The organism is Endozoicomonas sp. PH6C (genome assembly GCF_059322965.1).
In genome coordinates this window covers 1,339,801-1,353,479 of sequence record NZ_CP185342.1, presented here as the reverse complement: position 1 = coordinate 1,353,479, position 13,679 = coordinate 1,339,801, and the positions used below count along the sequence as shown (strand labels likewise).

The 13,679-nt window shown below is 47.6% G+C and carries 10 protein-coding genes; 8 read left to right on the top strand and 2 right to left on the bottom strand.

The genetic code is table 11. The features are described from left to right. Positions 1-180 precede the first annotated feature (180 nt). From gad to ACOMG9_RS05290, 5 genes are all read left to right on the top strand, one after another. Complete coding sequence (gene gad / locus ACOMG9_RS05310; RefSeq protein WP_448216073.1) at positions 181-1,599, top strand: glutamate decarboxylase; 1,419 nt, start codon at positions 181-183, stop codon at positions 1,597-1,599. Between the two features lie 84 nt (positions 1,600-1,683). Next, on the top strand, positions 1,684-1,968 hold the full coding sequence (locus ACOMG9_RS05305) for a glutaminase (protein WP_448216072.1): 285 nt from the start codon (positions 1,684-1,686) through the stop codon (positions 1,966-1,968). 371 nt (positions 1,969-2,339) lie between these two features. Then, positions 2,340-4,262: a PrkA family serine protein kinase gene (locus ACOMG9_RS05300; protein WP_422132651.1), complete on the top strand. Its 1,923-nt coding sequence runs from the start codon at positions 2,340-2,342 to the stop codon at positions 4,260-4,262. A gap of 188 nt (positions 4,263-4,450) precedes the next feature. After that, entirely contained in the window at positions 4,451-5,734 is a 1,284-nt protein-coding gene (locus ACOMG9_RS05295; RefSeq protein WP_448216071.1) for a YeaH/YhbH family protein, read from the top strand. Next, positions 5,727-7,337: a SpoVR family protein gene (locus ACOMG9_RS05290; protein WP_448216070.1), complete on the top strand. Its 1,611-nt coding sequence runs from the start codon at positions 5,727-5,729 to the stop codon at positions 7,335-7,337. Before ACOMG9_RS05295 ends, ACOMG9_RS05290 begins: the two co-directional genes overlap by 8 nt. 19 nt (positions 7,338-7,356) lie before the next feature. Here ACOMG9_RS05290 and ACOMG9_RS05285 read toward each other — a convergent pair whose 3' ends face one another. After that, entirely contained in the window at positions 7,357-8,673 is a 1,317-nt protein-coding gene (locus ACOMG9_RS05285) for an amino acid permease (protein ID WP_422411342.1), read from the bottom strand. Positions 8,674-9,022: 349 nt separating this feature from the next. Here ACOMG9_RS05285 and ACOMG9_RS05280 point away from each other — a divergent pair, with 349 nt between their 5' ends. The 3 genes from ACOMG9_RS05280 (at position 9,023) to ACOMG9_RS05270 (ending at position 11,699) form a co-directional block, all read left to right on the top strand. Continuing rightward, positions 9,023-10,168, top strand: a complete 1,146-nt coding sequence (locus tag ACOMG9_RS05280; protein ID WP_448216069.1) for an FAD-dependent oxidoreductase — start codon at positions 9,023-9,025, stop codon at positions 10,166-10,168. A gap of 41 nt (positions 10,169-10,209) precedes the next feature. Further along, positions 10,210-11,139: a sulfurtransferase gene (locus ACOMG9_RS05275; RefSeq protein WP_422132646.1), complete on the top strand. Its 930-nt coding sequence runs from the start codon at positions 10,210-10,212 to the stop codon at positions 11,137-11,139. A 263-nt stretch (positions 11,140-11,402) separates the two neighbouring features. After that, positions 11,403-11,699, top strand: a complete 297-nt coding sequence (locus ACOMG9_RS05270) for a cold shock domain-containing protein (protein ID WP_422132645.1) — start codon at positions 11,403-11,405, stop codon at positions 11,697-11,699. Between the two features lie 229 nt (positions 11,700-11,928). Here the strand turns inward: ACOMG9_RS05270 and ACOMG9_RS05265 are convergent, their stop codons facing one another. Then, positions 11,929-13,602 (bottom strand): GMC family oxidoreductase, encoded by a 1,674-nt coding sequence (locus tag ACOMG9_RS05265; RefSeq protein ID WP_448216068.1) that lies wholly within the window; start codon positions 13,600-13,602, stop codon positions 11,929-11,931. Between the last annotated feature and the right edge of the window lie 77 nt (positions 13,603-13,679).

Genomic DNA, 13,679 nt, shown 5'->3' with positions numbered 1-13,679 from the left:
TTTCAGGAGATAAAAGTGTTACCAAAATTGCATTTAAGGGTATTGCTCGGGGCCGACTTTTCGTAAACTTTTCGTCATCTCAGCCTACTTCCAAGAACTTTGCTACACTCTTATTACCGTTTTATCCTGTCGGGTCTAATGTCATTTATCTCTCATTTCCAGTGATTTGGAACTGCAGCCATGCCTCTTCACTCTATCCATCGAAGCTATAGCAGGGACTATCAAAAGACTGATGACGTCTACGCATCGTCTGATTTGTCCGTCAGTATGCCCAGGTACAAAATGCCGAAAACATCCGAAGATCCTCGGCATGCTTATCAGGTCGTTCATGATGAGCTGGTGCTGGACGGTAATTCCCGTCAAAATCTGGCCACCTTTTGCCAGACGTGGGTAGATCCGGAGATTCATGCAATCATGGATGAATGTGTCGACAAAAATATGATCGACAAGGATGAATACCCTCAAACAGCAGAATTGGAAAAACGATGTGTGCATATTTTGGCTGATTTGTGGAATTCACCGGATGCAGCAAACACCCTGGGCTGTTCCACTACTGGCTCAAGCGAAGCTGCCATGCTCGGCGGTATGTCTCTTAAGTGGCGATGGCGTGAGCGGATGAGGCAACAGGGCAAACCTGTTGACAGGCCGAATCTTGTTTGCGGTCCGGTGCAAATCTGCTGGCACAAATTTGCCCGTTATTGGGATATAGAACTTCGTGAGATTCCAATGGAAGGCGACCGTCTTATAATGACTCCGGAAGAAGCCGTTAAGCGCTGTGATGAAAACACGATTGGTGTCATTCCAACACTGGGCGTCACCTTTACCTGCCAGTATGAACCAGTAGAGGCGGTTTGCAAGGCTTTGGATAAACTTGAGGAGGATACTGGTCTCAATATCCCGGTACATGTCGACGCCGCAAGTGGCGGCTTTCTTGCTCCTTTTTGCCAGCCAGATTTACTTTGGGATTTCAGACTGCCAAGGGTAAAGTCCATCAACGCCTCCGGTCACAAATTTGGTCTGGCACCTTTAGGCGTTGGCTGGGTCATCTGGAGAGATCATGAAGATTTGCCTGAGGATTTGATTTTCCGGGTCAATTATCTTGGCGGTGATATGCCAACTTTTGCTCTGAACTTTTCCCGTCCCGGAGGTCAGATTGCGGCTCAATACTATATTTTCCTGCGTCTTGGAAAAGAGGGTTATCAACGTATACAGCAAGCCTGTTATGACACAGCCCAATACCTCAGCAAAAAGATCGAAAGCCTGGGTTTGTTCGACGTAATCTACAATGGAAATGGCGGGATTCCGGCCATAAGCTGGTCACTGAAGCAGAACGTTAACCCCGGCTTTAACCTATATGACCTGTCGGATCGCATTCGCATCAGGGGCTGGCAGATTGCAGCCTATTCAATGCCAGCCAACCGTGAGGATCTGGTTATCATGAGGATTCTCGTTCGTCATGGTTTCAGTCGGGATCTGTCAGACTTACTGATTGATGACCTCAGACGTTGCCTTGATTACTTTGAGAATCATCCTGTAGAAAATTCGGGTAACGAAGGGGATTCATCCAGCTATAACCACACTGGCTTCAAGTCCAAATGACTCACCTCTGCTCAGGCTAGCCTGACTTTTTTACCAGACGACTCTCCCCTCCCAGGGTAACAACCCCTCCTGGGGTAACAATGTGTGGAATGGGGTAAACACCTTACGGCTGACAATTCATCTCCCGAAGTCAGTGTTAAGAAGTTCACAGTTTTTACACTGGCAATTATCAATGGGGACTGGGCATTTCTGGTGGGTTTGCCAGATAAGAGCGGTGTTGGTGGTGGCGTAGTGGCTGTTGTTCCCGGAAAGATGGCCATTGCCGGATTCTCACCACCACTGGATGAGGCTGGCAACAGTGTTCGAGCCATGAAAATGATTAGTCATATTGCCAATAGCCTTGATCTTAGTATTTACTGCCCATCTTGAGGTAAAGAGTGCTCAAGATCAAACTCCTGAACGACGGCTCTCCTTACAACTTCAACGTTCAAAATTTTTCACTGGTGACTGTCTGAAAACCCCTATAAGATAGATTGGCTAACTCTCTCGAAAATTATATTTTTCCTTTTTTATCAACAAGTTACCCTCCTCTACCCAGACAAGAAAAAGTCCGAAAAGAAGTAGACATTTATACGGATAGTCTCTATAACATTTACTGTGACCAACACACACAGAGCACTTATAAAGTTACAGTGTCGTGTGAATCGCAGTAACAATTCGCGTTCAAATTACAGTGCCCAGACCAACAATAAAATAAGTACGCCTATGATCATGGAGGTCGTGGCGAGGGGGAGCCGGATATGTCTATTTTTTCTCACTATCAGGAAAGGTATGAATCAACTCAGCAAGAGGAGATGAGCCTTCAGGAATACCTCGACCTATGCAAGAGCACCCCTGGTGCTTATGCCAATGCGGCAGAGAGAATGCTGTCAGCCATTGGCGAAGCAGACATTATCGATACGTCTCGTGACCCACGTCTGAGTCGTATTTTTTCCAATAAGTTGATCAAGCGCTATCCTGCTTTTGAAGAGTTCTATGGCATGGAAGAAGCGATCGAACAGATTGTTTCTTACTTTAAACATGCTGCACAGGGTCTGGAAGAGAAGAAACAGATTCTTTATTTGCTGGGTCCGGTAGGTGGCGGTAAGTCCTCTCTTGCTGAGCGTCTCAAAGCTTTGATGGAACTGAAACCATTCTATGCCATCAAGGGCTCGCCCGTATTTGAATCACCACTGGGTCTGTTTAATCCCGACGAAGACGGCAGGATTCTAACCGAAGAATACGGCATTCCCGGCCGCTACCTGAAATACATCATGTCTCCCTGGGCGGTTAAACGCCTGCACGAATTTGGTGGCGATATTTCCAGATTCCGTGTTGTTAAAGTCTACCCTAGTCGTTTAAATCAGGTGGCTATTGCCAAGACTGAGCCAGGTGATGAGAACAACCAGGACATTTCCAGCCTGGTTGGCAAAGTAGATATCCGTCAATTGGAAGAATTCTCTCAGGACGATCCGGATGCCTACAGTTTCTCTGGCGCACTGTGCCGTGCCAACCAGGGTGTGATGGAATTCGTGGAGATGTTCAAGGCACCTGTAAAGGTTCTACACCCACTGTTGACTGCCACTCAGGAAGGTAACTACAACTCTACAGAAGGTATGGGGGCCATTCCTTTTGAAGGTATCTTGCTGGCGCACTCCAACGAATCCGAGTGGCAGACCTTCCGTAACAACAAGACCAACGAAGCATTTATTGATCGTGTCAACATCGTTAAGGTTCCTTACTGCACACGCATCAATGAAGAAGTGGGTATCTACGAAAAACTGCTTGAACACAGCTCTCTGAAAGATTCGCCCTGTGCACCTGACACTTTGAAAATGCTGGCCCAGTTCTCTGTTCTGTCCCGCATCAAAGAGCCCGAGAACTCTTCCGTTTACTCCAAGATGCGGGTCTATAACGGTGAGAACCTGAAGGACACCGACCCTAACGCCAAGCCTCTGCAGGAGTATAAAGATTCAGCCGGTGTTGACGAAGGCATGGACGGACTCTCTACCCGCTTTGCGTTCAAGATTCTGTCCAAGGTCTTCAACTTTGACTCCACCGAAGTCGCAGCCAACCCTGTGCACCTGATGTACGTTCTGGAACAGCAAATTGAACAGCAGCAGTTCCCGGATGAATTGACTGATCGCTACATGCGCTTCATCAAGGAATATCTGACACCCAAATATGTTGAGTTCCTGGGTAAGGAAATTCAGACCGCATACCTGGAGTCCTACTCCGATTATGGGCAGAACATCTTTGATCGCTACATCACTTACGCTGATTTCTGGATTCAGGATCAGGAATTTCGTGATCCCGATACCGGACACATTCTGGACCGCAGCGCCCTGAATGACGAGCTGGAAAAAATCGAGAAGCCTGCTGGCATCGCGAACCCGAAAGACTTCCGTAACGAAGTGGTTAACTTTGTTCTGCGTGCCCGGGCCAACCACGAAGGCAAGAACCCAAGCTGGTTGAGCTACGAGAAAATGCGTGCGGTGATCGAGAAGAAGATGTTCTCCAACACAGAAGATCTGCTGCCAGTGATCTCCTTTAATGCCAAAGGCTCGAACGAAGACCAACGCAAACACGCAGACTTTGTTAAGCGCATGGTTGAGTATGGATATACAGAAAAACAGGTTCGCCTGCTGTCCGAGTGGTACATTCGGGTTCGTAAGTCACAGTAAGTCATGAGCCCATTTGCGGCCCATGGCAGCGTTCTTGATTAATCACCACAGCGCCTTTGCGGGCGCTTGTGCATCTTGTTTAATCAGGAAAAATGGTCATTGTTCAAAGAACGACATGGCCATGGCACCAGGAAAATAGTTCTGGATAGAACAAGCAGCCAGGGCTAAGCACCCAAGGAGAGCGTCCTATGAGCATAATAATTGACCGGCGCCTCAATGCGAAAAAGAAAAGTACGGTCAACCGTCAGCGTTTCCTGAGGCGCTATAAAGGTCTGGTAAAAGAGGCAGTTCAGGATGCTGTCGATCAACGCTCTATTACTGACGTTGACAGCGGCAGTGACATCAGCATTCCCAGAAAAGACGTGTCAGAACCGGTTTTTCATCATGGTCGCGGTGGCCGTGTGGAACAGGTTCATCCGGGCAACAAAGAATTCACTGCCGGCGATCGTTTCCAGCGCCCTCAGGGCGGAGCTGGTCAGGGCAGCGGTGAAGGCGAGGCCAGCAACAGCGGTTCCGGTGAAGACGATTTCATTTTTTCCATTAACCGTGAAGAGTTCCTGGAATATCTCTTTGAAGATCTCGAGCTGCCCAATCTGGTTCGCAAAGAACTCAGGGATTCCACCGACTTTAAACTGAAAAGAGCAGGTTATACGACTGCGGGCTCTCCTGACAGGTTGAACGTAGTTCGCTCCCTGAGAGCAGCCCACGCCCGTCGAATTGCTCTATCCGGTAAAGAAAGGAAAGAAATTCGCGCCCTGAAGCGTCAACTGCGTGAAATGGAAGTAAGCCCGGAAAGCAACGATGAAGTTCTGAGAAAAAAGCTGATGGATCAGATTGCTGAGCTGAACAAAAAACTCAAGCGTCTGCCCTTTATCGACGAGTTCGATCTTAAGTTCAACAACCTGGTAAAAGTGCCGCAGCCTTCAAGCAAGGCGGTCATGTTCTGTGTTATGGACGTGTCGGGCTCTATGACCCGTGAAATCAAGGACATTGCCAAGCGCTTTTTCCTGCTGCTCTACCTGTTCCTGGAGCGCAATTACGAAAAAATTGAAGTTGTTTTCATTCGTCACCACAGTGAAGCCCGTGAGTGTAACGAGCACGACTTCTTCTATGCCCGGGAAACCGGTGGCACCGTTGTATCCTCAGCACTGACACTGACAGACGAAATAGTGACTGAGAGATATTCCCCCGGTGAGTGGAACATCTATGTAGCCCAGGCGTCTGACGGCGATAACTGGGAAGCAGACTCTGCCAAGTGCCGTAATATTATTGTCGACAAACTGTTGCCGCTGACTCAGTACTACTCCTATGTAGAAATTACTGATCGTCACCACCAGAACCTGTGGCATGAATACAAAACCATCGAAAAGAACCACGAAGGTCATTTTGCCATGCAGCAGATACGACATGCTGGAGAGATCTATCCGGTGTTCCGCAAACTGTTCGAAAAGAAGGAGGGTCAAAATGCCTGACAGGGAACGCTATGAGCAGGACATTAATCCGCATACAGCAGGGCCTTCCTCCGAAGCTGCCAGTGTTCAGAAGCCACCACGTCGTGCAGAGCCTATTTCCACAGGCTCAGAGTGGACTTTTGCACTGCTGGAAGAATACGACAGAGAACTGGCAAAGTTGGCAGCACGCTATCAACTGGACACCTACCCCAACCAGATAGAAGTCATCAGTTCCGAACAGATGCTCGATGCTTATGCTTCTGTGGGTATGCCACTCATGTACAACCACTGGAGCTTCGGTAAGCAGTTTCTCAGTAACCAGCAAAACTACCAGCGCGGACAAATGGGTCTGGCCTATGAGATTGTGATCAACTCCAATCCTTGTATTGCCTATCTGATGGAAGAAAACACCATGCCTATGCAGGCACTGGTTATCGCACACGCATGTTACGGACACAATTCTTTCTTCAAGGGTAACTATTTGTTCCGGCAGTGGACAGATGCAGACTCCATTATTGACTACCTGCTGTTCGCTAAAAACTACATTGCAGAGTGCGAAGAAAAGCACGGTGTTGACGCAGTGGAAGAGCTGCTCGATGCCTGTCACGCTCTAATGAATCAGGGTGTCAATCGCTATGAGCGCCCTCGTCCTATTTCACCAGAGGAAGAGAAAGCGCGAATCAAAGAGCGTGAAGAATACATTCAGCGCAACCTGAATGACTTGTGGCGAACCATTCCTCTTCGTGAAGAGAATGAAGTAAAGCAGACTGAGCGCTATCCAAGAGATCCGGAAGAGAACATTCTCTATTTCATAGAGAAAAACGCCCCTCTACTGGATACCTGGCAACGAGAACTCATACGGATCGTTCGCAAGGTGGCTCAATACTTCTATCCTCAGCGTCAGACTCAGGTCATGAACGAAGGTTGGGCAACCTTCTGGCACTACCACCTGATGCACGAAATGTACAACGAGGGTCACATTACAGAAGGCTTCATCATGGAGTTCCTACATTCGCACTCCAGCGTGGTGTTCCAGCCTGATTTTGATGACCCCCGTTACAGTGGCATAAATCCATACGCTCTGGGCTTTGCGATGTTTCAGGACATCCGCCGGATCTGTGAAAACCCGACAGAAGAAGATCGTCGCTGGTTCCCTGATCTGGCCGGTTCGGATTGGCTGGAAGCCGTTCACTTCGCCATGAAGAACTTTAAGGATGAAAGTTTCATCATGCAGTATCTTTCACCCAAGGTGATGAGAGATCTGAAGCTGTTCTGCATCGACGATAATGAAATCAACCCATATCTTGAAGTCAGCGCCATTCATGACGACTCCGGCTACCGAAAGGTGAGGGAATCTCTTGCCGCACAGTACAATCTGGGCAACCGTGAACCCAACATTCAGGTATACAGCGTAAACACCCGCGGTGACCGCTCCATTACCATGCGCCACTTCATGCACCGGGGTCGCCCGGTAGATTCTGACAGTACTCGTGAAATCATCAAACATATCCACAGACTGTGGGGCTTTGATGTGCATATGGAGTCTGTTGATGAGTGGGGTGGTGTAAAAACCATTTACGGTCTGCCCAGACAGGAAAAAAATGAAGAGACCGAGGCAGCCTGAAAAAGCTCAAACAACCTCTTTATCCATTAGCCGGGTCCTCCAGAGGATCCGGTTTTTTGTTACCCCGATGCTGATACCGGTAAACTGCACCACCAAAGACAATCAACACCGTACCGTATAAAAAAACCATATAGCCAGCCCCACTGAAACCGAGAAGACAGTAACCGGACGCCAGAAGAATGATAATAAACCAGCCTGAAGTAATCCCTCCGGGTTTTCTCCGCTGAATCTGGAAGCAGGAAAGACAGGCACAGAAATAAGTCAGCAACATAATGTAAACCGCAATCAGTACGATAGACTCAAAATGCTTTTGAACTGTAGGCTCCACCGTTAACAGAAGCATTATTGACATCAGAATGGCGGTGATTAACAGGCCTTTCCAAGGTGATCCATAACGATTCAACACCCTGAATGCTTTAGGTAAAAGTCCTTCCGAAGAGGCCGTTATGGCTATCTGGGAATGCATAAGAATCCAGCCATTAAGGCTGCCAAAACAGGCAATAACAGCCATGGCACTGACCAGTTCACCGACCCGGTCACCCAGCAAATAGCTGGCTGTTACGGAGAAAGGTGCAGCACTGCTTTGCAGAATATCGTTAGGTACAATACCCATCATTGCCGTGGTGCTCAGAATATAGAAAAGAGCAGCCAGCAGAGTGCCTAATAATGTCGCACAGGGGACATCCCGCCTCGGATTTTTGGCGTGACATGCAAGGTTACAGGCTGATTCCAGACCTATAAAAGACCAGAGCGTCAACGTGATGGATTCAGACAAGATATGACTGGACGGTTGTCCGGTCACATTAAAGGAGTTAATGATGTTTACCGTTTCGAACTGACTCCAGCCCAGAGTACTGACAATAATCACAGGCACCAGCATGCAGGAAGCCGTAATGATCTGGAGACGACCTAAAAGACGAATATCGGTCAAATTGATCACACTGAGGATCCAGATGACAGCAATGGCAGCCAGGGCGGTTTCCCAGGGACCATCGAGCACAGGAAAGAAATAACTGAGATAGGCCACACCACTCAGAGCCACCGCAATGTTGCCAATCCATATGGCAGCCCAGTATCCATAAACAACCTGTGACCCGATATAACGTCCCAGTCCTCCCCTGATATAAGCATAGAGACCGGAACCCTGTTTACAATCTGACCTCAATCGAACAAAAACCAGAGATAGCATTACCGCGCCAATAACCGTAACAATCCACCCCAGAAGAGTGATTGAACCATAGCTGGCCAGAGATGAAGGTAACAGAAAAATACCGGCACCCATCATATTTCCTGTTACCAGCATGGTCAGTGGCAAAAGGGATAATTTTCCAGACACCAGAGACACACCTCCATCATCAACAGCCATGAGCTGAGAGAAGTATTTTGCGTTATTCTTTGCTTGATCCTTTTCCTTTTACTTCACTCTTCACAAGTATCACTGGCATCGCGAACCAGCTTTGTTATTCCATCGGATAGTAGGATATCCATCTCAAACCGCTCATTTATCGCTGCCACGAAGTCATGACAGTTTAGACTATGAAGCATGCCAAAACGTTTTCCGGACGTTTGGAAGTACCCTTTTTTTAAAGATCCATCCGGACAGCATCGGCAGAAAAAAGTAAAATCATAGTAAGAGCGTTCCTGACGGCAGATAAAGTGGTAAATCCAACAATTGAGAGAGCAGTATGACTAATACCATTAAGCCTACAGTTGTTCTGGCCGGAGGAGGCCATGCCCATGCACTGTTCCTGAAAAGGCTTCAGAAGAAGCAAACGCCTCCCGCTCATTTTATTCTGGTTTCTGCCAGTCGCTATACCCCTTATTCAGGCATGCTTCCTGGTGTCATTTCAGGACAATATAGTGCTGAGCAGTCCCACATTGATCTTGAGTTGCTGGCCCATGAATCAAAATGCAGATTCCTTAAAGCGACTATCTCGGGGGTAGATACCAAAGCGAATGAATTGATTTTTTTGAATGGTGACCGACTGGGGTACGACATACTCTCCATCAATACAGGCTCTACACAAGCTCGTGTCATTGATACAAAAGACAGCATCACTATAAAGCCTATCAGGCCTTTTTTATCCTGGTTAGGACAGCCTTTGCCCGAACATATTAAGCAGAATGAAAGTTTTACTCTGGCCATTATGGGTGCCGGGGCTGCAGGTGTTGAGGTAGCAATGGCCCTTCACCAACGCTTCAAGCATCTTCACTCCCTCAAAATACATATTGTCACAGCTCAGGGTATTCTGAAGGGCTATCCGCCGAAAGTTCAAAAAATGGCCAAAGAGGAAATTGAACGAAAGCCTATTAAAATACACACTCATTTTCGGGTAACCGAAGTCAAAGATAAAACCCTGATCAGTGATCAAAATGACCGCCTGCCATATGATGCCCTGATACTGGCTACATCGGCAGCTCCCGCTCGTTGGCCTTCTGAAAGCTCGCTTGCAACCAGTCCAGAGGGATTTATCCACGTTAATCCCATGCTGCAATCCGTCAGCCATGACAATGTCTTCGCTTCTGGTGATGTCGCAGAATTCACTCACTCCAGACAGGCCAAGTCGGGAGTTTATGCGGTTCGACAGGCTCCGACCCTGTTTCAAAATATTTGTAACATCCTCGAGAAAAAAACGTTGGAACCCTACCGTCCACAGAAACAATTTCTTTCTCTGCTAAGCTGTGCAGATGGTCGAGCCATTGCATCAAGAGGCTGGTTCAGTACCAGAGGGCGTTTAATATGGCTTTGGAAAAACTGGATCGATCAACGATTTATGGCGCAGTTCCCCCTGCCCGCCTCAGGCTCCATGGAGTTCAATGGTTCCGATTGAAGCTAAACCTCACGAGAATTTTATCGGCCCGAAAGAAGCCTATGACTCTTCTGATTTTAGTGTTGTCTGTTGTGATGTCAGTGCCAGTCCATGCAAACGCGGTGCTCAGCCTTGACGACCTGGAGCAAAAGATCCGGCAGGCCAGTAACCTGCTGCTTCTGGATGTACGCCCCAAGTTTCGCTTCCTGCTGGGTCATATTCCCGGTGCTCACAATATCTGGCGCCCGGCTTTTCAGGCTGACGCAGATGATTATCCCTACTCCGGAATGAGAGCCAGCAGAGAGAAACTGTCCGAACTATTAAGCCGACTGGGTGCTACTCCAAAAACGGAGATTGTTCTCTACGATGATCAGCAAGGCATGAATGCAGCCCGTCTCTGGTGGTTACTGAAACTCTATGGTCATGATCAGGTCTCTATCCTTGATGGAGGCCTGTCGGTCTGGGAAAAGCACAAAAAAAAGCTGAATTTCAAATCGCCTCAAACACCTGAACGATCCAATTACCAGTTCACGGGGACACCTCATCCTCAATGGCTTGCTGAGATGGAACAGGTAAAGTCGATTCAAGCAAAAAAAGAGAACGTCGCCCTACTGGTGGATGTCAGAAGTTTGGATGAATTCACCGGTAAAACCATAAAGTCAGGAGCCTATCGCCATGGCCGGATTCCCGGAAGTATCTGGTTTGAATACAAGCAAACTGTCAATGAAAATGGATTCCTCGACAAAGAACGATTAAGACATTTGTTTCTGTCAGCGGGTATCACACCTGATAAAGAGATCGTTGTTTACTGTCAGTCCGGAGTCCGTTCGGCTCATACCCTTTTTGTTCTTTCCGAGATACTGGGATACAGCAGGATAAAAAACTACGACGGTTCCTGGATTGAATGGTCCTGGATGAGAGAGTTACCAGTCGTCCAGGGGCCACCCAAAAAAAACCATATAAAGTTCACAAATCCTCTGCAGCATAATTAATTCTCAAAAATACTGTCTTATCTATTCCTGAATATCAAAATGGGCTGTTATCTCGCGTCAATATGGTCTTATAATAGGTTTAGCTCTATATGGAAATGTAGGCTGTATTCTTGGCATGAAAGCTTTCTAGCCGAGGAGACATCACCAAAAAAGAGCTCTGTGATATGGACGACGCAGAACAGAAATGTGACTAAAAATAAAACAACAAGGGTTGCTGTTTCCCGGCAGTTCCTTCAATGTTAATAATGTAGGAATCGCGCTGTATGGAAGCGACCAAGAAGGAAATGGAAGCTATGCTGGAAGGTACAGTAAAGTGGTTTAACAATCCTAAGGGATATGGATTCATCCAGGCCCAGGAAGCCACTGAAAATCAAGACGTACTCATACATTACTCCGTTATCGAAATGGACGGCTTCAAGACGCTGAAAGCCGGGCAGCTTGTGCAATTTGAAATTGGTCAGGGACCCAAGGGGCTGATAGCCACTCGTGTCGTTCCTGGTGGTGGAGAAAGCGCAGACCAGAGCACACAGACTTCCCGGGAAGAATCCCTGCCAGCCTGACAGTTGGTGTCAGCCTGGCTCCAGAGTCCAGAGACGATGTCACCCGAAACTTTGCCTCGTCAAAGAGAAAGGGTGACATTAGTCTGACAGGGATTTGTAATAAAATGCACCTGTTCATCAGGTAGCAGATGCCCGGTATTTGGGAAAATGCTCGCTGAGTGCTCTGATGATCAAGGCAGAAAAATACTGTGTGTTTTGAGCTGTGTGTTTTACCCGCTACACGGCTCGCTCAAGAGGAATAAACAGAAATCCTGGACTGCGTCTTTTCTGTTTCCGTCACTTTTTCAAAATGAATTTTTGGCTGATTTTTGTCAAGAATCATGTCCGCTGCTTTTTCAGCGATCATCATTGCAGGCGCATTGGTATTCCCGCTGATCAGAGTTGGCATGATTGAGGCGTCAACCACCCGCAACCCTTCGAGCCCGTGAACTTTCAGACGAGTGTCGACTACAGCCATGTCATCAGCTCCCATTTTGCAAGTACCCACCGGATGATAAATGTGATTGGCATTATTTCTTATATAAGACTCAAGCTCATCATCGTCCTGTACATCCGAGCCTGGCAGATACTCCTCTCCAGCGTAGCGGGACAACTCAGACGACTGAATAATCTGTCTCACTCTTTTGATCCCTCTCACCAGACAGTCCATGTCGGCCTGTTTTTCCAGAAGATTCAGTTGAATCTCGGGATTATCCGTGGGGGATGCACTGTTAAGGGATACACGACCTCGGCTATCAGGCCTGAGGATACATACATGAATCGAAAACCCGTACTGCAGATATCTTGAAAGTTTACGACCATGATCTTCCATAGCCGCTGGAATAAAATGCAATTGCAGATCAGGCCTTTCAACTTCCGGAGAGGATTTTATAAATCCGCCCGACTCTGCAAGGCTACTTGTCAGGAAACCTTCTCTTTTATAGATGTATTTCACTGCATCCCTGATAACCCTGCCCATTCCCATCGGCCTGGCAAAAGCCATTGATGATGCAGTCTTGTCATTGGCGACAACCAGAACATCAGGATGCTCCTGAAGGTTTTCACCAACACCTGGCAGTTCATGCAAACAGTCAATATTGTGGGGAGCCAGTTTATCTCCGGCTCCGATGCCTGAAAGCAGCATAATCTGCGGAGAACCATAAGCTCCAGCTGAAAGAATGACTTCTTTTCGAGCAAAGAGTTTCCTTCTGGTAACGCCTCGAACAATTTCAATCCCAATAGCCTTTTTGCCTTCAAGGATAACCCTGGCAGTATGACTTTTGGTCATAACCGTCAAATTGGGTCTATCCATGACAGGGTGCAGATAAGCAGCCGCTGAACTGCATCTTTGACCCTCTTTCTGTGTCACCTGATACCAGCCTACACCTTCCTGATCGGCACCATTAAAGTCCGGATTGTTTTTTTCTCCGACTTCTATCGCACCTTTAATAAAAGCTTCACTCAAGCAGTGTTGACTTCTGGGGTCTGCAACATTCAGCGGGCCACCGATGCCATGAAGTTCAGAAGCACCTCTTTCCTGATTCTGGGATTTTAGAAAATAAGGCAAGACATCATTGAAAGACCAACCTTCATTCCCCAGAGCAGCCCATTGATCGTAATCTTCTTTTTGCCCTCTGATATACAGCATGGCATTGATGGAACTGCTCCCTCCAAGGGTTTTTCCCCGGGGACAGTATATATCCCGGTTATTCATGGTGGACTGAGCCTCGGCATTCAGCTGCCAGTTGTGAAAGCCATGGGGCACAGTAATTGCGGCTCCGGCAGGTATATAAATCAAGGGAGACTTGTCGCTGCCTCCTGCTTCTACCAGGCAGACCTGATGGTCAGGATTCTCAGACAGGCGGTTAGCCAGAACACAGCCTGCAGAGCCACCTCCCACAATGATGTAGTCGAACTCTGTCATATAAGTCACTTTTATTATCAGTCTTTTTCAGCTTATTGCTGCTGAATTCTTTGCCGTAAAAGCTTACTAGCTAGCCT

Coding starts and splice junctions, on each gene's coding strand:
- ACOMG9_RS05295 (WP_448216071.1), top strand. CDS start 4,451: ATGAGCATAATAATTGACCGGCGCCTCAATGCGAAAAAGAAAAGTACG.
- ACOMG9_RS05275 (WP_422132646.1), top strand. CDS start 10,210: ATGACTCTTCTGATTTTAGTGTTGTCTGTTGTGATGTCAGTGCCAGTC.
- ACOMG9_RS05290 (WP_448216070.1), top strand. CDS start 5,727: ATGCCTGACAGGGAACGCTATGAGCAGGACATTAATCCGCATACAGCA.
- ACOMG9_RS05300 (WP_422132651.1), top strand. CDS start 2,340: ATGTCTATTTTTTCTCACTATCAGGAAAGGTATGAATCAACTCAGCAA.
- gad (WP_448216073.1), top strand. CDS start 181: ATGCCTCTTCACTCTATCCATCGAAGCTATAGCAGGGACTATCAAAAG.
- ACOMG9_RS05280 (WP_448216069.1), top strand. CDS start 9,023: ATGACTAATACCATTAAGCCTACAGTTGTTCTGGCCGGAGGAGGCCAT.
- ACOMG9_RS05265 (WP_448216068.1), bottom strand. CDS start 13,602: ATGACAGAGTTCGACTACATCATTGTGGGAGGTGGCTCTGCAGGCTGT.
- ACOMG9_RS05270 (WP_422132645.1), top strand. CDS start 11,403: ATGGAAGCGACCAAGAAGGAAATGGAAGCTATGCTGGAAGGTACAGTA.